Source organism: Pedobacter nanyangensis (assembly GCF_003313505.1).
Lineage (GTDB): Bacteria > Bacteroidota > Bacteroidia > Sphingobacteriales > Sphingobacteriaceae > Pedobacter > Pedobacter nanyangensis.
Genome location: NZ_QMHO01000002.1, coordinates 469,727 through 495,042 on the forward strand (window position 1 = coordinate 469,727; position 25,316 = coordinate 495,042).

The 25,316-nt window shown below is 41.2% G+C and carries 18 protein-coding genes; 6 read left to right on the plus strand and 12 right to left on the minus strand.

What is annotated here, in order from left to right; translation table 11 throughout:
- Nucleotides 1–116: 116 nt before the first annotated feature.
- A complete protein-coding gene (gene rpoN / locus DUT71_RS05165) occupies nucleotides 117–1,592 on the plus strand; it encodes an RNA polymerase factor sigma-54 (protein WP_113661447.1) in 1,476 nt (491 codons plus the stop codon).
- On the opposite strand, the gene DUT71_RS05170 is transcribed toward rpoN, so the two are convergent.
- From DUT71_RS05170 to DUT71_RS05190, 5 genes are all read right to left on the minus strand, one after another.
- The gene (locus tag DUT71_RS05170; protein WP_240186863.1) at nucleotides 1,593–2,615 is read right to left on the minus strand and encodes a PorP/SprF family type IX secretion system membrane protein; all 1,023 of its coding nucleotides are present in this window, start codon (nucleotides 2,613–2,615) and stop codon (nucleotides 1,593–1,595) included.
- Nucleotides 2,612–6,682 (minus strand): PKD domain-containing protein, encoded by a 4,071-nt coding sequence (locus tag DUT71_RS05175; RefSeq protein ID WP_113661449.1) that lies wholly within the window; start codon nucleotides 6,680–6,682, stop codon nucleotides 2,612–2,614. The genes DUT71_RS05170 and DUT71_RS05175 overlap by 4 nt, the downstream gene beginning before the upstream one ends.
- A gap of 62 nt (nucleotides 6,683–6,744) precedes the next feature.
- Nucleotides 6,745–7,713 carry a PorP/SprF family type IX secretion system membrane protein gene (locus DUT71_RS05180; RefSeq protein WP_113661450.1) on the minus strand — a complete coding sequence of 323 codons (969 nt, stop codon included), beginning with the start codon at nucleotides 7,711–7,713 and terminating at the stop codon, nucleotides 6,745–6,747.
- Nucleotides 7,710–11,237, minus strand: a complete 3,528-nt coding sequence (locus DUT71_RS05185) for a PKD domain-containing protein (protein ID WP_113661451.1) — start codon at nucleotides 11,235–11,237, stop codon at nucleotides 7,710–7,712. The genes DUT71_RS05180 and DUT71_RS05185 overlap by 4 nt, the downstream gene beginning before the upstream one ends.
- Before the next feature lie 124 nt (nucleotides 11,238–11,361).
- A complete protein-coding gene (locus tag DUT71_RS05190) occupies nucleotides 11,362–11,817 on the minus strand; it encodes a response regulator (protein ID WP_113646033.1) in 456 nt (151 codons plus the stop codon).
- Nucleotides 11,818–11,937: 120 nt separating this feature from the next.
- Here DUT71_RS05190 and DUT71_RS05195 point away from each other — a divergent pair, with 120 nt between their 5' ends.
- From DUT71_RS05195 to DUT71_RS05215, 5 genes are read left to right on the plus strand one after another with little or no spacing between them, the layout of a single operon-like run.
- Entirely contained in the window at nucleotides 11,938–14,265 is a 2,328-nt protein-coding gene (locus DUT71_RS05195) for an Rv1355c family protein (protein ID WP_113661452.1), read from the plus strand.
- Nucleotides 14,252–14,968 carry a hypothetical protein gene (locus DUT71_RS05200; RefSeq protein WP_162795947.1) on the plus strand — a complete coding sequence of 239 codons (717 nt, stop codon included), beginning with the start codon at nucleotides 14,252–14,254 and terminating at the stop codon, nucleotides 14,966–14,968. Before DUT71_RS05195 ends, DUT71_RS05200 begins: the two co-directional genes overlap by 14 nt.
- Nucleotides 14,965–17,094: a 7TM diverse intracellular signaling domain-containing protein gene (locus tag DUT71_RS05205; protein ID WP_113661454.1), complete on the plus strand. Its 2,130-nt coding sequence runs from the start codon at nucleotides 14,965–14,967 to the stop codon at nucleotides 17,092–17,094. Before DUT71_RS05200 ends, DUT71_RS05205 begins: the two co-directional genes overlap by 4 nt.
- Before the next feature lie 15 nt (nucleotides 17,095–17,109).
- Entirely contained in the window at nucleotides 17,110–18,189 is a 1,080-nt protein-coding gene (locus DUT71_RS05210; RefSeq protein WP_113661455.1) for a hybrid sensor histidine kinase/response regulator, read from the plus strand.
- A complete protein-coding gene (locus DUT71_RS05215; protein ID WP_113661456.1) occupies nucleotides 18,179–18,598 on the plus strand; it encodes a response regulator in 420 nt (139 codons plus the stop codon). Before DUT71_RS05210 ends, DUT71_RS05215 begins: the two co-directional genes overlap by 11 nt.
- 28 nt (nucleotides 18,599–18,626) lie before the next feature.
- Here DUT71_RS05215 and DUT71_RS05220 read toward each other — a convergent pair whose 3' ends face one another.
- From DUT71_RS05220 to ccoN, 7 genes are all read right to left on the minus strand, one after another.
- Nucleotides 18,627–19,049 carry a hypothetical protein gene (locus DUT71_RS05220; protein ID WP_113661457.1) on the minus strand — a complete coding sequence of 141 codons (423 nt, stop codon included), beginning with the start codon at nucleotides 19,047–19,049 and terminating at the stop codon, nucleotides 18,627–18,629.
- Between the two features lie 122 nt (nucleotides 19,050–19,171).
- Nucleotides 19,172–19,870 (minus strand): sulfite exporter TauE/SafE family protein, encoded by a 699-nt coding sequence (locus tag DUT71_RS05225; protein WP_113661458.1) that lies wholly within the window; start codon nucleotides 19,868–19,870, stop codon nucleotides 19,172–19,174.
- On the minus strand, nucleotides 19,867–20,295 hold the full coding sequence (locus tag DUT71_RS05230; protein ID WP_113661459.1) for a FixH family protein: 429 nt from the start codon (nucleotides 20,293–20,295) through the stop codon (nucleotides 19,867–19,869). The genes DUT71_RS05225 and DUT71_RS05230 overlap by 4 nt, the downstream gene beginning before the upstream one ends.
- Before the next feature lie 212 nt (nucleotides 20,296–20,507).
- Nucleotides 20,508–21,875 carry a cytochrome c oxidase accessory protein CcoG gene (ccoG, locus tag DUT71_RS05235; RefSeq protein WP_113661460.1) on the minus strand — a complete coding sequence of 456 codons (1,368 nt, stop codon included), beginning with the start codon at nucleotides 21,873–21,875 and terminating at the stop codon, nucleotides 20,508–20,510.
- Nucleotides 21,876–22,024: 149 nt separating this feature from the next.
- A complete protein-coding gene (locus DUT71_RS05240; RefSeq protein WP_240186864.1) occupies nucleotides 22,025–22,945 on the minus strand; it encodes a cbb3-type cytochrome c oxidase N-terminal domain-containing protein in 921 nt (306 codons plus the stop codon).
- Nucleotides 22,932–23,114, minus strand: a complete 183-nt coding sequence (locus tag DUT71_RS05245) for a hypothetical protein (protein WP_113661461.1) — start codon at nucleotides 23,112–23,114, stop codon at nucleotides 22,932–22,934. Before DUT71_RS05245 ends, DUT71_RS05240 begins: the two co-directional genes overlap by 14 nt.
- A 4-nt stretch (nucleotides 23,115–23,118) precedes the next feature.
- A complete protein-coding gene (gene ccoN / locus DUT71_RS05250) occupies nucleotides 23,119–25,260 on the minus strand; it encodes a cytochrome-c oxidase, cbb3-type subunit I (protein ID WP_113661462.1) in 2,142 nt (713 codons plus the stop codon).
- Nucleotides 25,261–25,316 lie beyond the last annotated feature (56 nt).

The following is a 25,316-nucleotide window of genomic DNA, read 5'->3' on the forward strand; positions in this document are numbered from 1 at the left end:
TAGGTAATTAAATTTTAGTTATGGTAAACTTACTGAAAAGATGATTAATTAATCAAATTAAACCAACAAAAATCTAAAGCATTTGTTTATTTTTGAAACTCGAATTCATCCCAAATATGTTAAAACAACATCTTCAGCAAAAGTTATTGCAGAAATTATCGCCTCAACAAATCCAATTCATCAAATTGTTGCAGGTACCCACAGTAGCTTTGGATACGCGTATCAAGGAGGAACTGGAAGAAAATCCCGCTCTTGAAGATTCCAGTCTAATGTCTTTAGAAGAACCCAAAGGCGAATATGACGACTTGCAAGACGACAGAGATGATTTTAACAGTGAAAGTGGCGAAGAAGCCAATGTTGATGAATTTAATGTAGATGATTACCTGCAAGACGACAACACCAACGACTATAGTACTTCATATAGTAATGGTGATGACGAGGAAGACAAAAAGGAAACGCCTATTGCCATTGAAACAACCTTTTTTGAAAGCTTGCAACAACAATTGGATTTGGTGCCTTTATCTGATCAAGATTTCATTATCGGAAAACAGATCATTGGTAGTTTAGATGATGATGGCTACCTGCGCAGACCGATCACTTCGATGATTGACGATTTGGCTTTTTCGCAAAATGTGATGGTTGAGGAAGAAGATGTCCTGGAAATGCTTAAGCTTATCCAAAGCTTTGATCCACCGGGAATTGCAGCCAGAGATTTACAGGAATGCCTTGCCTTACAGCTGAAGAAAAAAGACACCAATAATCCGTTGATCAAAAAGGCTATCGAAATTGTTGAAAATCACCTTGATGAGTTTACAAGAAAACATTACGATAAGCTAGAACGTGCGGTTGGCTTGAACAGCGATGAGCTCAAGGAAGTAGTTGCCGAGATTTTACGCCTTAACCCGAAACCGGGAGATTCCAATCAGGTGACCACCAAGCAAATGCAGATCATTCCTGATTTCCATATCAATAATAATGACGGGGTATTGGTGCTTACCTTGAATGCCCGAAACGCTCCCGAGCTAAGGGTAAGCCGTTCGTATATGGACATGTTTGAGCATTATGACAAAGCTTCCCAAAAAGATAAAAAGATGAAGGAGGCTGTTCAGTTTGTAAAGCAGAAACTTGATTCGGCCAAATGGTTTATTGATGCAATTAAGCAAAGGCAACAAACCTTGCTTAAAACCATGAATGCCATTATGCACTACCAATATGAATATTTCTTAACTGGCGACGAGCGCAAGTTAAGACCAATGATCCTGAAAGATATTGCCGATAAGATTGACATGGATATCTCCACCGTTTCGAGGGTGGCCAATTCTAAATATGTGCAAACAGAGTTTGGAACTTTTCTATTAAAATCTTTCTTCTCTGAAGCTATACAGACCGAAAGTGGCGAGGAAGTTTCAAATAAAGAAGTAAAGAAAATATTGGAAGATTGTATTGGAAAAGAAGATAAGCGCAAACCTTTAGCGGATGAGCGCTTAACTGAAATCCTCAAAGAACACGGTTACAATATTGCCCGAAGGACCGTAGCCAAATACCGTGAGCAGATGAATATACCGGTAGCCAGATTAAGGAAAGAGCTTTGATTACCGCCAGGTTCTGCCGCCGCTAAACACCTGATAAACATTATTAAGCTGGAAACCAAGTACAATCTCATGGCTGCCATTGGAAACAGTATTTAGTTCTGAAACCGTAAAATCATAGGCGTAGGTTAAGTTGAGGAACCTCTTGAAGTTAATTCCCATCATTGCCGAATACGAATCTGATTTCCGATAACTGCCTCCAATCCATATCTTATTTTTATAGTCAAGTTTCAAGTTTATATCAAAGGAAATAGGCAAACCTTCTACCCTTTTTACCATAAATGAAGGGATTGCAGAAATATCTTCATCAATAAAGAGCTTATAACCAGAAGTTAAGAAAAAGTGCGGGACCGATTTGCCCGTGTTGTAATTGGCGCTATTGGTAAAGCTTAGTTTTTGCGGCAATATCTGTTGCGCCGAGGCACCGGCAAAAAACCTGGCGCCATAGTACCAAACCCCTACGGCCAAATCTGGTTTAAACTGGCTAGCTACAACATTGCCCAGTGCAGGATCATTGGCATTTTCCAGCGTGATCTGCTTCATATCCAAAGCAATGCGGCTAACTCCCGCATAAACGCCAACCGATAGGTTATTGGTACCGCTCATTTGAAGATGATAAGCATAACTGAGTCCTCCATCAAATCTGGAAATGGGTCCCGCCTTATCGGAAACCATCATCACTCCCATGCCGTGATGCGCTGGAGATGACGTATAATTTTGCAGGTAACTCCTGCTCATCGGATCGTCACCGTTTCCAGGAAGCGACAAGGGGTTTCCCCAAAGGTAATCGTCGCCTAAGCTCCAATGTGCAGACAGAAACGAAGTTTTAGGCGCATGCTCTATCCCCGACCATTGCGAGCGGTGCCCTACTTTGATATCGGTATAATTCTCCGTGCCGCTTAAAGCCGGATTCAATAAATAATTATTAAATATATACTGTGTATATTGAGGACGTTGTTGCGCAAACAATTGATTAACTACTACAACCAGGAATATAACATAGGCAAATTTTGTAAAGCGCATCATCTAATTATTGTAAGTGTGCCTGTTATAGGCTTCTTTCCTACCGCTAAGTTAATAATATAATAATATACTCCAACGGGTAATGGATTTTGTTGGTAGGTCCCATCAAATGGTTTGGTATATCCTTTGCTCCTAAATACATTCTGGCCCGCCCTATCAAAAATTTCAACGGTTGCTGCCGGATAACTGTCGATATATTTAATATTCCATTCATCGTTGATCAAATCGCCATTTGGGGTGATGGCACTCGGAATTTCCAGGTTTCTAAGTAGTTTTACAAATACTTCATCGCTTTGTACGCAACCTTTCTCGCTGGTAACGGTCAATCTATAGGTCATGTCTTCTGTTGGGTGTACCACCGGATTTAATACATCGTCTCTATCCAATCCAATAGCTGGGGTCCATTTATATCTCAGGTTCTTTCCAAATCCCATTGCCGAAGCGGATAACGTTGCCATTCCTCCTTCTAGTACGTGCTTATCCTCTCCTGCATCAACTACCGGGGTTTCATTTACCGTGATATTTTGCGTTTTTTCTACCTTGCAACCATTTGCAACCTCGTAGCTATAGGTAATGGTATGCACGCCTACCCCTGCTTTTGCAGGATTGAATAGTCCACTTGCATTTACCCCATTGCCACTAAAAGTTCCCTGTCCGGGAATCCCGTTTTTTTCCGAAGCCAATAATTGCACAGTTGGCGCCTCCAAGCAAATTTCCATGGTTTGGTTAAATGCTATTTCGGGAAAGGCAGTAATGGTAATTGTTTTTTCGGAAATACCCACACAGGTGTTTCCGGCATAAGCAACCATCCTTACCACATAATTCTTGTTAAGCGGATAATTAAAAACTGGGTACTGATGGGTGTAGGATTTCGGATTTAGATTTGTACCGGGCGAAAAATCGCTTTCCAATTGGCTTGGGTTATTCCCAAAATCGTAATACCAATCAACCCGTGTAATATTTCCGAAAGCAATGCTTGATTTGTCTTCAAAAACCACCGGCAACTGGCTACATAAAATATTGCTGTTTTGAACGGCAAAATCAGCATGAGGCACTGCCCCTTCTACATTGATTTCCTTTACCATAGTTTTGGCACACGCGTAAGGAGAAATTACCGTTAACGATACCTGATATTTGCCCGCCGCACTATATTGATGAGATGGGTTTTGCAAAGTGGAAGTATTGGGATTTTGTGCATTTGCATTTTGATCTCCAAAGTCCCATAGGTAAGTAATTGCAGCATTTGGCGCTATATAACTGGACAAGTTTTCGAAATTTGCCTGTCCGTCAACCAAGCAAGCGGTTTGCAGTTTAAAATCTACTGTAGCTTCGGGATAAATGGTAATATTTTTGGTTTCTTCGCTCAAACATGAACCGCCTGAATATACCCGCATTTTTACCACATAGGTTTTAGAAAGTGCATTGGTAAAGGTTGGATATTTAAAACTGTACGCCTTAGGCGCATCGATTCTTGAATGGGGATTTTCGTCTACCAAATCTGCGGTAGTTTTATTGGCATAATCAAAAAACCATTCTATTTTGGTAATCTCCCCGAAATCAACGGTGGCTTTGTCTTTAAAAACTACCGGACGGTTACTACACAAGGTTTGCTGGCTTTCTATCTCAAAAACTGCTTTGGGTACGCTGCCGTTAACTCTAAATTGTTTCTTAACCGTTACTACGCAACCACTTGCCGATTTTACCGTTAGGGTTACCTCATACAAACCAACGCTGGTGTAAATGTGCGAGCCGTTGCGAAGTGTAGAGGTGTTTGGCCTTTGGGCTGAGGCATTTGGGTCGCCAAAATCCCACAGATAGGTTAGTTGCTCATTAGAGCTGATAGAGGTTTTGTTGGTAAATATTGCACTTCCGTCGGCGAGGCAAAAATCTGGCAATTCAAAATCGACACTTGGCAGCACGTTCACCTTAATTTTCTGGATAACAGTTTCCTTACAGCCATATTCGGAAGTAACGGTTAATTTCACCTCGTACTCGCCGGCCAGGTCATATACATGGGTAGGGCTGGCTTCCGCAGAACTGGTGTTGTCGCCAAAATCCCAAGCCCACGCCACAATCTGCCCGTCTAAAGAAGAAGATTGATTCTCGAAAGCGATGGTTTGTTTTTCACATAATGATGGCTTAGCAACAAATTTGGGTACAGGTAAGGCTAAAACACGCACATCCCTGGTAAAAACTTCAGAGCCACATCCACTCTCAGTAGCTACGGTTAATTTAACGGTAAACAGGCCAACACTGGCAAATACGTGCTTGGGGTTTTGTTCTGCGGAAATTGGGGTGCCATCACCAAAATCCCAAGTCCATTTTTTAACTGCCCTATCGGTCAAATTTGAAATACTCGCATCACTAAAAGCTAACTCAGTGCCGTAACAAGACTGCGCCGTCACATTAAAATCAGCAGTTGGCTTGGGGTCCACATTAAAGAAAAACTCAAAATCGGCAGTAGTACCGAAACAGCTATTTGAATTTGCAGCAAAGTAACCTGTAGCCTTGATCACTTTTTGCCCTTCTACGGTGTATGATTTGTTCACGGGAGCAGTGTAATCGTAAAGTGTTTCTCCGTTCACTGTCCTTACCGTTGGCGTTGGGACTGTGTCATCGTAGTTTGGGGAACCATCATCAAACTGCCATACCAAACGCGTGAGCAAATATGGTAGCGTGATTTTAAAATCAGCTTTGTCACCTATGCAGGCATTGCTATGCTCCTCTTGAGTAGTTTTACTGATTACCGTAAGGTATTGGTTGGCCGCCAAGCTTGTTCCGGCAGAATACCCGTAAGATTCGGCATTGCCAAATCCGTAGGCAATGGCATTAAATCCCTCGTCGGCACTAAGGGTTAAACTTTGGTCAAAAACCCGAATTTGTATATAAGAGTAGGTAGGATTATTTGGAAAAGTTTTCCAAGTGCCATTAGCAGGTACAGCGCCATTCACCCTAAAGGTAGCTTTACTAGCCGTTTTGATCACTACATTAATGTATTTCTCTAAAATAGCCTGTTGATCAGAAGAGAACAGGGTGATTTTGGTAATGCTAAACTCCACCGGATTGAGTAAAATCATATCTGGGTCTCCCACCAAATTACCACCTGTTATCGAGGAGCAATTTTGTGTTAAGGAATATTGGGCCACACTGATCAATTTGTCTGCCGTAACCATAGTTCCCTCTGTTAAAGTACCGGTTTCGTAAAAGCTCCCCTTGTTAAGCATTACTATGGTACCATCAATATTCACCTTGGTATTATCCTCTTGGGCCAACACCCTCACAATGCTCCTTCTATTGAAAAAGGGTGCTACCGCATAAGTTTTCCCCCAGCTATTGGTGGTATATAGTTGCTGTAGCAGCGGGTCTCTGGAATTGGTACATTGGATATTTAAGGACGTACTTCCTGAAAAGGCGGCAAATCTTTTACATTTTGAGCTTGTTTCATCCACTTCTACATATACCCCGGTTAAGTCGGTAGAAGCAGAACCAAGATATTCGTAAACATCGCCCGCTTTGGCCAAAGTGATGGTCCTAATATTCCCGTTTTTTTCAGTCAAACGTAAGGTGGTATTATCTTCGGCGGCCACCAGCACCAAAAAGTTACGGCCGTTGGCATCCTGCTTATAGTTCATCGAATAGTACTTTTGCCCTAATGCCTCAAAAGGTATAATCAGCGAAGCGGCAGATCTGGCACCGGCGTAAACATGGCCATAAACAGCAACGGCAGGTTTACCAGCGCTTACTTTGATATGTATGCCCCTATCGGTTAAATTTTTGTTGGCCTCACCACTTTCTATATACGAAACCGCCCGGGGCACGGCAAACACCACTACGGTATTTGCGGGAATGGTTTGGGTTTCTGAATAGGTACCGCAACTTACGGTCACTTCCGAAGTTCTTTTAGAGGTAATAAAGATATTCATGTTGGCCAGCTGATTATTACTGGGGTCATGTGTTGGAAAAACGGCCCAAAAATCAGTTCCCTCGTTAGATATATTCTGAGCTTGAGATTTTTCAGATAGGCCGAAAAACAGCATCAACAATAGGCAGAAGGAATAGTAAGGTTTCATTGTTAACTTAATCTAACAAAGCTGTTAAGTTATCAATAAAACCCAATAAATCAATGGCTGGCCTAAAAAAGTAGCCTCAGTGTAATTTCATGTGAGCCAGATGAAGCGGTCCTTAATTGCGAGGTGGTATAATCGTAAGCGTAACCCACTCCCACCATTTTGGCGATATTAAAGCCTACGTTCCCAAATAAAGCGTCGTTTTTGCGGTAGCCGCCTCCAACCCAGAAATTATCCCGGTAGGCAAATTTAAGGTTCAGGTCAAATGCTTTGGGCAATGGGTTTACCATTTTCAGCATTACTGATGGTGTTAGGGAAAAATCGTTACCCATCCAGAACTTGTAGCCAGCAGTCAAAAAATAATGGGCAACTTCCTTTCCGGTATTAAAAGAGCCATCAAAAGCGAGTTTATTTTTAATGATTTGCTGCATGGACGCACCTACAAAAAATTCTGCACCATACAGGTAAATGCCGGCGTTTAAATCCGGAGAAAATTTATTGATTTGCCCCGAAGTTGAGGTTACCGGATCTCCGGGCTCGTCAAACACCAACGACTGTGCATCTAAACCTAGCCTATTTACCCCTACACCAAGGCCAACAGATAAATTGATCCTATCCCCTATGGCTAAATGATAGGCGTAGGTTAGGTTGCCCGTAATGCGATTCAATGGCCCGGACTTATCATTGATAAACAGCACACCAAAACTATGATGCGCCATAGAGGCAGTATAATCAAACATTTCGTCCTTGGTTTGAGGTTCGGTAACGCCCAAATCATTTGAACGATAGTTGGTCATATCACCACCGAAGGAAACAGGCATGCTAAAACTCACATAACTTGTTTTGGGAGCATTTTCTAAACCTTGCCATTGGGTGCGCAAACCCAACCTCAAATCTTTACCACTATACAAACCCGTAACTGCGGGATTCAAAACAGACATATTTTGTACGTATTGCGAATAGTGTGGCCGTTGTTGTGCAAATACCGTAATCGATATCCATTTAAAAACGATCAAAACTACAAACCTTTTCATCTTAAAATAGTTACTGATCCTGTATATTTTTTACGGCCGTTGTTAGGCTCAATGATGTAGTAGTAAACACCTACGGGCAAATCTGTTCCATTTAATTTTCCATCCCAGGGCGTGTTATAGGGCGAAGCTTCGAAAACCTTTTGCCCGTACCTATTAAATATGTTGATCGTGCCTTGTTCAAAAGTTTCTAAATATTTAATATTCCAGGTATCATTTTTACCATCCCCATTGGGGCTAAAAACATTGGGTATGCTTGGGTTTTCATGTACGTTTACCAAATACTCGTAAACCAGCTGGCAGGCATTGGAAGTAACCGTTAAGGTGTATCTGGTGGTTTTTGTTGGATTGGCAATTGGATTCAAGACATTATCGGCACTTAAACCTTCAGAAGGGCTCCACTTATATTTGATATTTGTACCTGTTGCAGCGGCCTCAATAAGCTTTTGTCCGCCCAATAAAATATCTATTCCAGGTGGCAAAGTTATTTTCGGGAGCTTATTAACAATAACATTGATGTTTTTTTCTTCGATACAGCCTTCGTTGGTTGTAAATACATATTTGACATTAAAGTTGCCCGCACCACTTATTCTTGGGCTAAAAACACCAGTACTCGAAACCCCGGTACCACTATACCGGAAACTACCTGCTACGGCATGCTCATCGGTAACGGTGAGTTGGACAGGATCAGAGGTTTCGCAAAGCGGAGAAACTTCCTCAACTTTTAAAACGGGAACGGGATAAATACTTACTGTTACAAGTTCACTTTCAGTAAAGCATAACTTGCCCGAGTAGGCTCTCATTACTACTTTATAGTCTTTTTTAACTGCCAAATTAGGATACTTATGCGTATATATTTTACCTAAACTGGGGTTATCATCCGTAACAACAATATTTGGTCCGCCATTTTCGTAGTCAAATATCCATTCAATTTTACTGATTTTTCCAAAGGGAATACTGCTTTTATTTTCAAAGGAAACTTCATTATTGGCACAGGACGCTATACCATTTTTCACCTCAAAACCCGCTGCTGGGTTAGCGCCGCTAATGGTGACCTGTTGCGTAAATACGGCTGAACAGCCCTGATCTGTGGTACCTGACAAGGTAATATGGTAAGTGCCTGCGGCCTGAAATTTATGGGTAGGTCTTTGTTTGATATCTTGCAGCAAATCTTTATTGCCATCGCCAAAATCCCATTGCCAGGTTACAAAATTGCCCTTTACGGCAGTAGCCTCAAACTGAACGATATCATTAACACATGAACCAGGGTCCTTAAAGGTAATTTCTGGGTTTTCCGCAATGGTTATGGTTTTCATAACTGTGTCCGCACAACCGCTTGACGAAACTGAAATGAGTTTTACCTGATAGTTTCCCGCGGCCTTATATCTGGTGCTTGGAGCGTACTCAGAAGACTCAGGCTGTCCATTTCCAAAGTTCCAGGTTTGGCTAGCCACATTTGAATTTACCGAAGTAGTTTGGTTCGAAAATTTAATATCGCTATCGATACAAAATGGGCCAATTGCATTAAAATCTGCCTTTGGCGCAACAATAACATCAATATTTTTAGTTGCAAACAAGTTACAGCCCATATCGGTTAATACCTTTAGTTTTACCGTTTTAGTTCCATAGGTAGCGTACTTATGAACCGGGTTTTGCAATGTTGATTTCGTTCCATCTCCAAAATCCCATTCCCAGGCACTGATATTGCCCCCTGTTTTGGGCGAAACATCTGTAAATTGGATATCGGTACGGATACAGGCCTGGGCCGGGGCGTTAATTTCAGGAAAAAAAACGTCAAAAGTGGTGAAAATATCTTCATCAACCGCACAAATTGCCAATGCAGGTTTCTGGATCAATACTTTTAAAACATAATGTCCTGCGTGGTTAAACGAAGCTTGAGGGATCACATATTTATACAAATAATAGGTTTGCCCATCTTCTACGTGAGTGGTATAACTGGGAGTAGTTACCACTTCGGTTATAGCCCCATTATTGAAATTCCAAGTGAGCTTATCAGTGATGTAAGGCAACTTCAACACAAAATCCAAATTAGTACCTAGGCAAAAATTATTAGATGCAATGCTACCCCCGGCAGGAAAAACCTGTATGTTGCTCTTAAGGTTTTTAAGGTCGGTACCAGCCAAATAGGCGTATGACTCTACTGAACCGTAACCATAGGCAATGGCCACAAAACCGCCGTTGGCTATTAATCGATGCTGGTCTCCGGCATTGGTCACATCTACAACGGCATAGCTATATTCACTATTGGCAACAGGCTTAAACTGGCTGGAAATAGTTCCGCCATCCAAAGTAAAGCCCTGGATATCTGCCGTTTTAATGATAATATTTAGAAAGTACTTGGAGATATTGGTATTAACGCCCTGTACGCTATTCAACCTGGAGTAAACCGCAATGTCTTTTAAGGTTTGTTCAATGGGGTTAAGAATCGTCATCTCTGGATCTCCCAAAAACGGGCCACCCAACTGACTTTGCGCATTGTTTGCCAAATTGCAGGTTTGCGAAGTTTGATATTGTGCCACAGCAATAGCCGATGAAGCCTTAATCACATTTGGCGAAGCGGTGTAAAAAGTAATTACACTCCCCTTTTTATAAGGATTTAACAGCGGAGTGCCACTGGCCATGGTGGTGCTACCATTCACGTTAACGGTTGTATTGTCCTCGGCTACAATAATTTTAATGATATCGGTATTTCCATTTAATGTATTGTAAAATGGTGCCGATACGAAGTTGCGCCCCCAAGCCGTTACGGGAAACATCTGTTGGAAAAGGTTATCGCCCCCACTAGGTGATCTCAAATTTCCCAATTCGCAAAAAGCAGCCCAGGTAGTTCCAGAAAAAACTGCGATGGGCGTACATCCGCTAACCGCTTTAATTAAAGTACCTGTTAAATCATAAATGGATTGATATTGATAAACATCGCCTTTGTTCAGGGTAATTTGAAACTTGGCGTTTGCGGTTCTTAACCCGTCAGTACTTTCCTGTGTTGGGGTAATATCTACCACCGTACCGTCTTTGGTGCCTACAATTGCAAACTGGGAATATACGGGCTGTCCCGTTAGGGCCTTATTTTGTTCCGAAAAAACGTAATACTCCTGTTCAAGTGTTGCTGTTGGCAATACCAGTGTGGAGCCTGTCCTGGCATTATTGGAAATAACGCAATACAAGGAAATCGGCTTTGCCGAGCTAATGTTTATTCCCTTATCAAGCTCCTTTTTGTTGGAAGAGCCTATATAAACGTTATGCTGGTTGGGATTGATAAAAACCGGGGTAACCACATTGGCTACGATAGTTCCGCTGGCAATTGTTCTTCCGCCCGATTTTACTTCGTAAGTAGTATTCACATCAGACGACAAGAACAAAGTCATCCGAGAGACCAAGCCATCCACATGCCCGGTATAAGCCAACCAAAAATCAGTACCCCTATTTGAAGTAGACTGGGCTTGTAAACTTATATTAAAACAAAGCAGCGATAGGAACAGTATCGCCAATAGTAGCCGATTTTTCATTTCAGCTCAACTAAGCAACAGGAGATGGGTACCAAATCTTCATTAACGAATAATAAATATACGACGAAGCACTATACAATTAAATAAAAAGCATAGGTAAATTAAAACAATAAAGCCTGAGTATTTATGACAATAGATTTTGACGAGCGATAAATTCTAGCTGTTGGTTGGCTATTAAAAGCTTTTCGGTCAACTCCCTGTTCTCTTTTCTGAGCGTGTAAATTTCGATGGCTTTATCGATATTGATGCGTAAATCTTCTTCCATCCATGGCTTTTGAATATACCTGTAAACCTGTCCTTTATTGATGGCATCTATCACCGCATCGATATCGGTGTAGCCAGTCAGGATCATCCTGATAGGTTCTGGATATTTTTCCAAAATAGAAGCTAAAAACTCAACCCCAGTAGTTTTGGGCATTCTTTGGTCGGTTATGATTACCTGTATATCTTCGGTATCCAAAATCTTTCTGCCATCTTCTGCAGACTCCGCCGTAAAAACTTTGTACATTCTACGAAACGTTGCCGCAAAAGCGCTTAAATTATGTGGTTCATCATCAACGTAAAGGATATTCGCTGTCATTTCTTTCCTAATAAAAAGTTAAAAATACTTTTTTAATGTAATTCTAAAAAACTAATTTAGTCTTTTAGCCTTGAAAAAACATGTTTCTTCCGCAATATTTTATTTTTCCTAGATCAAACAATGCATTCTAAAGCCGCCCCCCACTCGTTAAAAGAGCTTATTGGGAAAACCCAAAAATTAAACGATATCTACAAGCCTATCAAACTGAATTTGAGCAATCAAGACGACCTCGATCAGTTCGATAAAATCCTCACAAATCAACCCAATATACAGGTTTATGACACCATCAAATTACAGGTTAAAGAGCTTGTAAAATGTTTGCAACCTTTTTTAGCGCTAAATCCTGCAAGTGTAGACGAAGCCGTTGAAAGGCGTTTCGCTGATACCCCCCAACATGCCTACGGAAACTGGTTTTACTATCCTTGGTCAAATAAACTGGTACATCTTTTAAACGAAGAAGAATTCACCATTGTAAGAACCAACCGAAATAAGTATAAAATAACCGCAGAAGAACAGCAGGCTTTAGCCACCAAAAAAATTGGGGTAATGGGCTTATCTGTGGGGCAATCTGTATCCTTAACTTTAGCTATGGAGCGTGGTTTTGGGGAGCTTAGGATTGCCGATTTTGATGAACTTGACCTCAGTAATATCAATAGAATTAGAACGGGCACACACAATATACAATTGAAAAAAACGGTAATTGTGGCCCGTGAAATTGCCGAAATAGATCCCTATCTAAATGTAGTTTGCTACCATGAGGGGATTACCGAAGATAATGTCCATCAATTTCTCACACAAGGTGGCAAACTAGACCTCCTGATTGATGAATGCGACAGTTTTGACATCAAAATCAACAGCCGGAAAATTGCCCGCCAGCTTCAAATACCAGTTCTTATGGAAGGTAGTGACCGCGGTACGATAGATATTGAAAGATTTGACCTTGAGCCACAACGCCCGATATTGCACGGACTGGTGGAGCATTTGGACATGGAAAAGTTCAGTTCGCTGAAAACTTTTGATGAAAAAATCCCTTACATTACCGCAGTCACTGGCCTAGAAACACTTTCTCCGCGAATGAAAGCCTCTGCAGTAGAGCTTATGGCTACCATTTCTACTTGGCCCCAACTGGCCAGTGCCGTTACCTTTGGAGGGGGCGTAAGCGCTGATCTGTCCAGAAAAATATTGTTGAATAGTTTAAAGATTTCTGGCAGGTTCTTTTTAGATTTAGACGAGCTTATTGCCGATCCACCGTTGGACAATGCCCCCAAACAGCCCGAAACTGAAAAGCAAATACTAAGCGTAGATGACATTACGGCCTTTATCAGCGAAAATGAGCTCGATAACTGGGACCATACCGGGAAAGAATTGTCTGAAGATGAGCTGTTGTTGTTAATAAATGCCGCCAAGCAAGCCCCCTCGGGAGGTAATAACCAACCTTGGAGATTTCATTATCAGCACAAGCAATTGCATTTGTTTTTGGAAGAAAGTGCCACTGGAGCATACCTGGACCCCCAGCATATTTCATCGTACACCTCTATTGGTGCAGCTATCGAAAACCTCCTACTTACGGCTGCAACACAACATTTAGCCGTAAATTGGCAGTTAACGCCCCAACTGGCACCCAAGCATTTGGCCATATTTAGTTTCAGTGACGGAACGGCACCAAGCGAACAGGAAAAAACACTGCAACAGCAAATCAGCACACGGCATACCAATAGAAAAGCGCCGCCAAAACAGGAAATCAGTGACGCCGACATGCAACACCTTTGTGCTTTGGTAGCCCAAACCAAAGGCCCTAAACTTACTTTTGTGAAAGATGCCGAAAAAATAAATGCACTTTCTAAAATCGCCACACAAGCTGATTTGCTCAGAATGTTTATCCCTGAAGCGCATGAAGATTTTATTACCCGCGAGATGCGATGGACCCCGGCCGAAGCACACGAAAGAGAAGATGGCATAGGCATACACACCCTTGATTTGAGCAATAACGACCAATCGGGAATCCGCATGTTGCGTGACCGCCGAATGATCGATTTCCTTCAAAAAATAAAGGGTGGTAGCGCTTTCGGGCGCCTGCTCTCCCAGCAATTCAACACCTCGTCGGCCATTGGATTAATCACCATCCCCCATAACGATGTATCAAATTGGATAGATTGCGGTATCGCAGCAGAGAGAATGTGGTTGGGAGCCACCCATTTAGAATTTCAAATACACCCAGTAAATGTCCCTTTAATCTTTTTTTATAAAAACTCTATAGAGAAAAAGTTACCTTTAACGGAAGAAATAAGAACACAATTAATTAAAGCAGAAAAAGAGTTAAATATTATTTTTGACGGGCCTGAAAATCAAATCCCAGCATTTATGTTTAGGATTTTCAAGGCAAGCGCATCTCCGGAAAGAACCATCAGAAAGTCGAACAATAAAATTTTCTCCATTGGAAGGGCATAATTCAGATATCAAGAACATCAACTTTACTGCGTTTAGAGCTATAAACGACAGAGCGGCTTGTATGCAGTTTGTTGAAGGCCACAGGCGTGTACTGGAAATATTTGGCATTACCCAAATCACCTCCGCAAAAGCTGATTGGGTTTCCAATCCCGACGTGTATGTTATGTTGGTAACTGATGCAGACACCGGAAAAGCATTGGGCGGTGGCCGAATACATAAGGCAAACAGAAAAAATCCACTCCCCATTGAAGAAGCTGTAGGCTATATGGATGAAAAAATCTATAAAATGGTAGATGATTATACCGACGCAGGAACTGGCGAAGTAGCTGGCGTGTGGAATTCGTTTGAAATTGCTGGTTTGGGCATTGGTAGCTTACACCTTAGCACGGCATGTGTGGCCTATTCAAAATTTATAGGGATTACTACGCTATTTGGATTGGCAGCGCCAGCCACCTACAGAAACGTGGTACGAGGAGGTTTCAGGGTGGTTACGGATTTGGGCAACAACGGGAAATTTTACTACCCAAAAGACGATATGACCGCTACGGTACTATTTAACCATGACATCATTGATCTACCGCTAACCCTGGAACCCCAAAGAACCATTGCTTTTGAAATGCGGAGAGATCTTATCTATAAAACCGAAATCACCTCAAAACAGGGCGATGTAGTAACGTTAACATTCGACCTATCCAGAACATGACAAAATGCTTTTTTAATAGGCTGTTGATCATCACATCTCTCCTATTTATTGGGAATAGGCAAAGCTATGCAATCAATGAATTAGATGCACTGCCCTTTAAAACTCAGTACTTCAAAGATGGCAGTAACCAATTTACCATTAACGAAATTGAAAAGAAGCCCTTTACCGCTTTACGATCAGAAATTTTCAACTTCGGTGTAGACGACGCCACCTTTTGGCTAAAGCTTGAGGCCGAAAAAGACTTAACTTTCGACAAAAACATCCTTTTAATAGAACAAGCCAGACTACTCATTGGCGAAATGTACTACCAAACCGCCAACCAGCACCCCAAAATAGCCAGGCCGTTCAACTTTTTTAAGGATAACGCCCGGAAAAGCGCACAGGGAATTGCATATCGGTTACCCCAAACCATAAAAAAAGGCGATATAATATACCTGAAACTCAAGGCACACGAAGCATTTATCAGTAAAATATCTGTCGTTAGCGAAAAAGAACTACATAATAAGTACACCCTTAAAGATATTATTTTTGGTATTTATACAGGCGTGATGCTGATCATGTTCGCCTACAATCTATTCCTCTTCATCGTTGTAAGAGACAGGAGCTATATTTTTTACGTTTTCTATATATTTTTCACCTGGCTTACGCAAATATCCATACAAGGTTATGGTTTAAAGTACATGTGGCAACAGTGGCCTGCTCTTAACCACTATTCTGTAGTGCTTTACTCTTTACTTGGACTGGTATTCGCCAGTTTTTTTACCACTTCGTTTCTTAACACCAAAGTATTTGCGCCAAAAATCCATAAACTGATTAAGGTATTTATACTATTAACTTTGGCCAATGTAGCACTGCTGTTTATTGCCGACACCTATGTGGGCTTTATCACCATGCAGCTAACTACGGTGTTGGGAGTGGTTATCGCACTTTCATCTTCCTATTATGTTTATTTCAAAAAACATTTCAAGCCGGCGGGATATTATCTCATCGCATGGTCTATTTTACTCATCGGCGCCGTATTGTTTATCTTAAAGGATTACGGAATATTGCCTTACAACACCTTTACCACCTATCTGCTACAGATATCCTCGGCAATTGAAGTCATGTTGCTTTCATTTGCGCTTGCAGATAAAATCAATTATTTCAAAAAAGAAAATGAAACCTCGCAGGCACAGGCTTTACAGGCTTCACTTGAGAACCAGCATCTCATTAAAGAGCAAAACGTAATGCTCGAAAAGAAAGTGAAAGAGCGTACCGAAGAACTGGAGAGTGCCAACCTAACATTAAATGATACGCTGAATAATTTAAAGGCCACACAATCTCAATTGGTTGATGCCGAAAAAATGGCCGCTTTAGGCCAACTTACCGCAGGTATTGCGCATGAAATCAACAATCCCATCAATTTTGTAACCTCAAACGTAAAACCGTTGCAACTGGATATCGATGATCTGAAGGACATCATCAAAAAATATGAGAGCATTGATTTTGAAAAAGAAATTAAACCGCAAATAGAGGCCATAGAAGCCTATAAAAAGCAAATCGATCTGAATTTCATCAACAACGAGATCACCTCACTCCTTTCCGGAATTAGTGAAGGAGCAAAACGCACCGCCGAAATCATCAGAAGCTTGCGCAATTTCAGTAGGGTTGACGAGACTGACATGAAAGCCATCGACCTTAACGAAGGACTGCTATCAACACTGGTACTGGTGCGCAACACCCTTCCTGATAACCTAACCGTCATCAAGGAACTGGGAAATCTTCCCAAGGTAGAATGTATGCCCGGTAAAATCAACCAGGTATTCATGAACTTAGTTTCTAATGCCGTGCAGGCCATTAAAAGCAAGGAAGTGCAGGAAGAAGAAGAATTCCTGACCATCAAAAGCTGGTACGAAGACCAAAAAGTACACATCAGTATTAAAGATAGTGGCACAGGCATGAGCGAGGAAGTTAAGCATCGCATATTTGAGCCATTCTTCACCACAAAAGATATTGGCGAGGGTACTGGGCTGGGCTTATCTATCGTGTTCAGTATCATCGAAAAACATAAGGGACACATAGATGTTGTATCAAAAGTGGGTGAAGGAACCGAATTTATTATTACATTGCAGGTAAATACACTATAAAAACTAAACGGCAAAATGAGCACACCTACAGTACGCGTCTTATACATAGATGATGAGGAAAACAACCTTCAGGCGTTTAGGGCAAGTTTTAGGCGGCAATATGAAATTTACACTGCAATATCAGCAGCCGAGGGTCTTTTGATCATGCAAAATGTAGATGTGCACGTAGTTATTGCAGATCAGAAAATGCCCAACACTACCGGTGTGGAGTTTTTCAAAAGCATTGTAGAAACCCACCCCGATCCCATACGTATCCTACTAACAGGCTATACCGATATTGAAGCTTTGGCCGATGCCATTAACCACGGCGACATTTACAGATACATTACCAAACCATGGAATGATCTTGAACTGCACAACTCCATTAAAAATGCTTACGATGCCTACAAAGCGAAAATAGACCTGCGCAACAAAATGACCGAGCTAGAGAAAACCAACGATGAGCTCAACAGGTTCATCTACAGTATTTCGCATGAGCTGAGGGCCCCATTGGTATCGGTTATAGGTATCATCAATTTGGTGAAGATGGAAGACTTGTACCACTCCAGTGGTGAGTACTGGTCATTGATCGAAACCTGTTCCAATAAGCTGGATTACTACATCCAAAAAACCCTGCAATACTACAAAAACACCAAGGATGTTCCCGACCATAGCGAAATAGAATTTGAAAAGCTTATTGGCGAGCTGATAGAGTTGCACGCCTACTCGGATAAGGATACCAAATTTAACGTAAATATTAATCAAAATGTTAAATTTGTAGGTGACGCTTTTAGGATCGAAGTGATATTAAGCAATCTCATTTCCAATGCCATAAAGTATCAGAAAAGTAATGAGCCAAATAAAACCGTAAATATTGAGATTGATGTTACCGAACATCAGGCCAGTATCAATATCAACGATAACGGCATGGGCATCCTTAAAGAACACCTCGAGAAAATCTTTACCCAGTTCTTTAAAAGCAAAATGCACCATGGAAGCGGCCTAGGGCTTTTCATTGTAAAAGAAGCATTAAATAAGATTAATGGTACAATTAACGTTAGCTCAAATATAGAAGATGGTACCACCTTTAAAATAACCATACCCAATGCCAAATAAGACTGGAAAAGTGTTGCTGATTGACGACAATGATATTGACCTAAAAATCAACTATAAAATTATTAAACTATCTGGCTTTTTTGAAGAGATTGTGCTATGCCAATCAGGTGAAGAAGGAATTGACTATATCAACAAACACCTTAATGAGCCTGAACTATGGCCAGATTTCATATTATTGGACATACAAATGCCAGAAATGGACGGCTTTGAGTTCCTTGAAATCTACAAGAATTTTTCGAGGGAGTTTTTAGACCACTGCAAACTGGCCATTTTATCCTCAACCCTTGATTTTGGGGATATCAAGAAAGCCGAAGCCAATCCCTTGGTGCTAAAATTACTTAAAAAGCCTTTGTACCCTAACGAACTGCAAACCTTGCTGCACAAACATTCAACCCTATTGGGAATTTAGCGCTATACAAAAGCTTTGAAGGGCCGGCTTAATTTAACGAAGCTGGCTTTTTTATTTTATCCGCAGAAATGCTGATTTCTTGGAATATACATTCCCTATCAAGCATATTGAATTCTAAGGTTTCTACTAACTTCCCCGCTTCGGTTTTTATCTCAAGCTGGTGCTTACCTACAGCAACATTTTGCACCACAAATACGTTAATGAGCTCTTGGGGGTTTTTCAAATCCTTGCAATCATTGATAGGACTTGGCCGGTCTATCGCCATTACCTGTAGTGTTCCACTTTCCTTTCCTTCAATAAAAAATCTTAGGTTTAGGGCGCCATCTCCGTCGTATTTAACGCCAATAGCGTACTGCCCAAACTTTTTGTTCAGGTTGTCTTTGTTGCATGATGAAAGAAAGGAAATTACCATAGATAGCAGGAAAATTGAGGCGTTTATTTTATTAAGCATTACGGATGTTAGGTTAGTTGTTTGCGACAAATATGTGTAATATTTTAAAAAGCACCAATACCTAAATTTGGGTATTTGATACCGTTCAGCATGTTTTCACAAAACCTGCCAAGGTAAACAACTTAGCCACAACGTTCTACCGTACCATAAGTGCTGTGCGTACGTGGCGACAAGAAAGGGATATTAAGATTAGAGGCCCTTAAAATAAAAAGTGCTCCCATAAATAAAGCAAACCACGGGATCAATTTTTGGCTATTAAACTTAAAATATTTCTTTAGGTAAACGCCACCCAGCGAGATCATGAGCATCAAGGGCGAGGTACCCAAACCAAAAAGCAACATAAACCCTGCTCCAGAACCCGAATTGGCCGAACTTAATGCGGTGGCCAAAGCCAAATACACCATGCCACAGGGAATCAAGCCGTTCAACATTCCTGCAAACAAACCCCAAAGTGGCAATTTGAATATCTTGCCCATCAATTTGCTTATTGGCCTCACCAAGCTGCTTTGCGTGCGCTGCAAAAGGGCCGTGTATTTACCTGTAAGTTGCAATATGGTAAACAATACCAATATTATTCCAATAAATAAGCTCAGCGTTTCCTGTTTGGTAAATACTGAAAATGCACTGCCAATTATCCCTACCAACAATCCCAAAAAAGTATAGGTACCTATCCTACCCAATTGGTACAATACTACCTGCAAAAGGTTTTTCCAGTGGCTTTGTCTTTTTAAAGGCAAGCCCAAAACAATGGGGCCGCACATTACCGCACAATGCACACTGCCCAAAAAACCCATTAAAAAAGCAAGCGGCATTAAACTCATATCATGATTTCTTTAGTAAATAGATAGTTTTTACCATTAGAGCGCCATTCCAATTTTAAAAACCACAGTCCTTTAACTAAAGGTGTGGTATCTACAATAATCAAATGTGCTTCTCCAATAGTTTTCCCCTGGCTGCTCAGATCTTTTTTGGCCTCAGATGGCCTCATCAGTGTCAATTGGTAATCAGCAACATCTTTTAACTGCAAAATAAGCTGGCTCTTGCTTAATTTAATAACAGGTGCTGCATCATCATTTAGGGTATTGCTTTTGGCTGCATATTCTTGATCATAGTTAATACCTTTTTCGTAGTAATCATCTTCTACCAAAGCATCGTTACCGTGGGTTTTGAACATGTACACTACCATACTGATGATAAACAGCATAAATGCCACCATTCCTAAAACTATTTTTGTTCCCCAATTCATTTTTTTTAGTAGTTAGTGGTTAAATAGTTCATTTATTCATTAGTTTATTCCGTTCCTACGTCGTCATTTCGACCTTGCGGAGAAATCTTTGTACTTTAATTTTCGAAACAGATCCAAAGATCTCTCCACTACGGTCGAGATGAGGGGCTATCTAGGGACCGTGCTAAATCACTATCCCCTCGTCGCAGTTCAATCGTCATTCGTAAACCCTCCTACGGTTGTGAAAAAAACGTGGTTTTTGCAGTACTAATCACCTTACCTTCAGTTTCCACTTCAAACCTAACCTTAGTTTTAAATGCCTCAATATCCTTCGATTTCTTGATCAAAAAGAAGGTTAAATGTGCCGTTCCTTCTTTTGGCAATATGGTATCTGCTTGTATCAATTCAATCCTGTCTAATTTATCCGCTGATTTAAACACAAACTTGATGTCCTTATTTGTTTTGTTAATCAGCTCTGCATTGTACAAATTGGCAATGCTGCCATCTGGTCTTTTTTGGTACAAGGTACCGCTCGCCCTTAAAACAGTGGTCTGTACATCCTCCCTTTTATAAATTAGGGAGGAGAAGATAATGATGACCAATACCAAAATCGAAGCATAACCATAAGCTTTAGCCCCTACCTTAAAGGGATTTCTATTCTTGATGAAATCATGATTATAAAAGCCTATCAACTTTTTAGGTTTGTTGATCTTTAACATCACTTCATCACAGGCATCAATACAAGCGGTACAGTTTACACATTCCAATTGCGTTCCTTTCCTAATATCAATTCCCGTTGGACAAACCTGTACGCATAAACCACAATCAATACAATCTCCTTTTAAGCTCTGGTCCTGGTTCTTTTGGATATGTCCACGAGGTTCTCCACGGGTTTCATCATAAGCCACAATTAAGCTCTTATTGTCCAACAAAACGCCCTGTAGCCTACCATAAGGACAAATTACGGTACACACCACTTCTCTAACATAAGAAAATACCCCATAAAAGATGAAAGTGAACATCCAGATGGCGACAAAACCAACGGTATGCTGGCTAATGGGTTCAGTAATGATTTGATATAGCGCATCAGATCCAATGATGTAAGCCAAAAAAACATTAGCAATGAGAAATGATATGGCTAGGAATAAGAAGTGCTTAAATCCCTTCTTAAACACCTTCTCGGCATTCCACTCCTGAGCATCTAATTTCTTTTGCTGATTGGCATCCCCTTCAATCCAATATTCGATACGCCTGAACACCATTTCCATGAAAATGGTTTGCGGACAAGCCCAGCCACACCATAATCTGCCCAATACCACCGTAAAGCAAACAATAAACAGGATGAAGATCAACATGGCCAAGGCAAAGAGATAGAAATCCTGCGGGGTGAATATCAGGCCAAAAAAAACAAACTTCCTTTCCAGGAAATTGAGCAATACCAATTGCTCGCCGTTCAGTTTGATAAAAGGGCTTGAAAACAAAAGCAGGAGCAATGCATAGCTTACCCATTTCCGCTTATTGTATAAACTACCATGCGGCTTTTTCGGATAAATAAATACTCGTCCCCCGCTTTGCTTATTGCTGTTTTGTTGTTTTGCCATTGCTCACTATTCTTTGCTGGTACTACCTTTTCCTATATCCGTCATTTCGACTGAAACGCTAGTGAAATGGAGAAATCTTTGGATATAACCTAAGAAAAGTTCAAAGATTTCTCCACTACGGTCGAAATGACGGCGGAACTGCATCTCTCCTAATTCGCTACCGCTTCCTCCGCAGCAGCATCGTATTTCTCACCCTGAGGTGCCTTAGGATTAGCCGGCTTGCTACCTTGCAGCGATAAAATGTAATTGGTTACCGCACTAATATTGGCCGAACTCATGTTCTTTTCCCAGCTCACCATTCCTTTTTCGGGCACACCATATTTAACCACCTTAAAAATATCTTTCACGCTACCGCCATGTAGCCAAAACTCATCGGTAAGGTTAGGGCCAACCAAGCCTTCGCCATGCTGACCATGACAAGCCACACAGTTGGCATCAAATACTCCTTTACCTACCGCAATTTGCGAAGGATCTACCTTTACGCTATTCTCATCAACAGATGACGCATTTTTGGCCAGAAACTTTTGTTTAGCCAAATCGGCCTTAGCCATTTCTGTTTTATACTCATCATCCTGTCTTTCGCCATACTCCCCAATATGATAATAGTATAAGTATCCGGCAGCAAAAATCAGTGTACCGTAAAACAAGATGTTAAACCAAGTAGGTACGGGGTTATTTAATTCCTTAATGCCATCATAGGCATGCGGAATTTCCAGATCTTTTTCGGCCGATAGTGGCTTTAAACTTAGCAACTTGGTCCAAATGGTAGGCCTATCCCCTTTTTGTTTTTCCCATTCCTCATAATCCAAAGCCTTTTCTTGGCGCTTCACATAAGGTGTAGGATTTAATTTCTCCTGATAAATCACCTTAAAACTATTGTATAAAGTAATGGCTACAAACAGCAGGATAATGGCAAATACCAACAAAGTAATGATCAGCAATTCTGTAGTGCTAATGCCCAATGACGGCTCGGGAATTACTACTGCCGTTTCCTCTGTAGCTGCCGCTCCCTGAGCAAAAATGCCTGAAACTGGCATCAGTAACATCATTAAAAAATTAAACTTCTTCATATTCATTAGGTTGAGGTTCGTTAATAGGCAGGTTACTCATTTCAACAATGTGGGTTTTGTTCATTTTAATGAGGTAGATCCCTACCATGATGAAGAAAACCATAAATATCAACAGCGATGCAATCAGGTAAAACTCGCCTCCTGCCAAATCTTTTATTTGCTTAAACATAATTTTACTGGTTAGATGGAATAGTGGTTTTATTAGCTTTAATATCAGTACCCATACGTTGCAGGTAAGCAATTAGGGCAATAATTTCACGATCGCTTTTCACCTCGATATTGTTCTGTTTCAAGTCGGCAGCAATCGCTTCGGCCTGCTCCTTAAGTTTAGCCTGTGCCACGGCATCAAAGTTTTCCCGATAAGGTACGCCCAGGGTTTGCATGGCACGTATCTTAGCCACAGTTTGAGTAGTATCAAGTTTCTGGGTAATTAACCACGGGTATGGTGGCATAATACTGCCAGGCGACATTGATGTAGGGTCGAGCATGTGGTTGTAATGCCAGGCATTAGAATACTTACCGCCAATCCGATGCAAATCAGGTCCGGTACGCTTACTTCCCCATAAAAACGGGTGGTCGTAAACAAACTCTCCAGCCTTGCTATATTCGCCATAGCGCTCGGTTTCCGACCTAAACGGACGGATGGTTTGCGAGTGGCAGTTCACACATCCCTCCTTGATGTAAAGATCCCTACCCTCCAGCTCAAGTGGTGTATAAGGTTTTACGCTTGAAATGGTTGGTACATTGCTCTCTATGGTAAAGGTTGGCATCATTTCTACCATCCCACCAATCAAAATCACGATCATCGAAAGCACCATAAATTTCATCGGTTTGCGCTCTAAAATACGGTGCCATTTTTTATCCGCCGGATCTTCGTGGGCAACCACTTTCTCCAAAGCCATTGCCTCAGCTTCCTCATTAGCAACCAACTTGCCTTTTAACATGGTTTTAGCCAAATTGTAAGTCATTACAATAGCGCCCAAGAGGTATAGTGCACCGCCAATTGCACGTAAAATATGCATTGGGATAATTTGTAAGGTAGTGGTTAAAAAGTTCGCATATTTCAACAAACCTTCTGGCGTAAATTCTTTCCACATTAAGCCTTGTGTAAAGCCTGCCCAGTACATCGGGATAGCATAAAATAAAATGCCTAGGGTACCAATCCAGAAGTGGAAAGAGGCCAGTTTTTTAGAGTATAATGCCGTTCTATAAATACGTGGTATTAACCAATACAAGATACCAAAGGTTAAGAAACCATTCCAACCTAAAGCACCTACGTGCACGTGTGCTACAATCCAGTCGGTAAAGTGGGCAATACCGTTAATTTGTTTTAGGGATAGCATGGGTCCTTCAAAAGTGGCCATGCCATAAGCAGTTAAGGCTACCACCATGAACTTTAAGGTCACATCTTCACGCACTTTGTCCCAGGCACCACGCAGGGTTAACAAACCGTTGATCATACCGCCCCAACTTGGTGCAATAAGCATTACGGAGAAAGCTACGCCTAATGATTGTGCCCAACCTGGTAATGAAGTGTATAATAAGTGGTGTGGTCCTGCCCAGATGTAAATGAAAATTAACGACCAAAAGTGCAGGATACTCAGTTTATAGGAATATACCGGGCGGTTAGCCATTTTAGGCAAAAAGTAGTACATCATCCCTAAATACGGCGTAGTTAAGAAAAATGCCACCGCATTGTGGCCATACCACCATTGTACCAAAGCATCCTGTACACCAGCAAAAACATAATAACTTTTCAAGAAAGAGATAGGCAGCTGAAAAGAATTAACGATATGCAGCACGGCAATGGTCACAAACGTGGCAATGTAAAACCAAATGGCCACGTATAAATGACGCTCCCTACGCTTAATGATGGTACCAAACATATTGATCCCAAACACTACCCAAATTAAGGTGATGGCAATATCAATAGGCCACTCCAGTTCTGCATACTCATGCGATGAGGTAATCCCCAAAGGCAGGGTAATTACTGCAGATACGATGATGAGCTGCCAACCCCAAAAGTGGATGTTACTTAAGAGGTTGCTAAACATGCGGGCTTTAAGCAGGCGTTGTAGCGAGTAATAAACGCCCATAAAAATAGCATTGCCCACAAAAGCAAAAATCACCGCGTTGGTGTGTAAGGGTCTGATACGACCAAAAGTAGTGTACTGGTTGCCCATGTTCATTTCGGGCTTAAAGAGTTGCATGGCAACAAGCAGTCCAACCAGCATTCCAATAACACCCCATACAATGGTAGCGATACCGAAATTTCGAACGATCTTGTTGTCGTAGGTAAATTTTTCTAGCTGCATAATATTAGAAATAGATTTGTTATAATGTTTGAAGCAAAGTTATTGTGGCCACTACC

Excerpts from the sequence above, each read along its gene's own strand:
- DUT71_RS05220 (WP_113661457.1), bottom strand. The coding sequence starts at position 19,049 with ATGCTTAATAAAATAAACGCCTCAATTTTCCTGCTATCTATGGTAATT.
- DUT71_RS05205 (WP_113661454.1), top strand. The coding sequence starts at position 14,965 with ATGACAAAATGCTTTTTTAATAGGCTGTTGATCATCACATCTCTCCTA.
- DUT71_RS05210 (WP_113661455.1), top strand. The coding sequence starts at position 17,110 with ATGAGCACACCTACAGTACGCGTCTTATACATAGATGATGAGGAAAAC.
- rpoN (WP_113661447.1), top strand. The coding sequence starts at position 117 with ATGTTAAAACAACATCTTCAGCAAAAGTTATTGCAGAAATTATCGCCT.
- DUT71_RS05215 (WP_113661456.1), top strand. The coding sequence starts at position 18,179 with ATGCCAAATAAGACTGGAAAAGTGTTGCTGATTGACGACAATGATATT.
- DUT71_RS05180 (WP_113661450.1), bottom strand. The coding sequence starts at position 7,713 with ATGAAAAGGTTTGTAGTTTTGATCGTTTTTAAATGGATATCGATTACG.
- ccoN (WP_113661462.1), bottom strand. The coding sequence starts at position 25,260 with ATGCAGCTAGAAAAATTTACCTACGACAACAAGATCGTTCGAAATTTC.
- DUT71_RS05225 (WP_113661458.1), bottom strand. The coding sequence starts at position 19,870 with ATGAGTTTAATGCCGCTTGCTTTTTTAATGGGTTTTTTGGGCAGTGTG.
- DUT71_RS05230 (WP_113661459.1), bottom strand. The coding sequence starts at position 20,295 with ATGAATTGGGGAACAAAAATAGTTTTAGGAATGGTGGCATTTATGCTG.
- DUT71_RS05190 (WP_113646033.1), bottom strand. The coding sequence starts at position 11,817 with ATGACAGCGAATATCCTTTACGTTGATGATGAACCACATAATTTAAGC.
- DUT71_RS05185 (WP_113661451.1), bottom strand. The coding sequence starts at position 11,237 with ATGAAAAATCGGCTACTATTGGCGATACTGTTCCTATCGCTGCTTTGT.
- DUT71_RS05170 (WP_240186863.1), bottom strand. The coding sequence starts at position 2,615 with ATGATGCGCTTTACAAAATTTGCCTATGTTATATTCCTGGTTGTAGTA.
- ccoG (WP_113661460.1), bottom strand. The coding sequence starts at position 21,875 with ATGGCAAAACAACAAAACAGCAATAAGCAAAGCGGGGGACGAGTATTT.
- DUT71_RS05240 (WP_240186864.1), bottom strand. The coding sequence starts at position 22,945 with ATGAAGAAGTTTAATTTTTTAATGATGTTACTGATGCCAGTTTCAGGC.
- DUT71_RS05175 (WP_113661449.1), bottom strand. The coding sequence starts at position 6,682 with ATGAAACCTTACTATTCCTTCTGCCTATTGTTGATGCTGTTTTTCGGC.
- DUT71_RS05245 (WP_113661461.1), bottom strand. The coding sequence starts at position 23,114 with ATGTTTAAGCAAATAAAAGATTTGGCAGGAGGCGAGTTTTACCTGATT.
- DUT71_RS05195 (WP_113661452.1), top strand. The coding sequence starts at position 11,938 with ATGCATTCTAAAGCCGCCCCCCACTCGTTAAAAGAGCTTATTGGGAAA.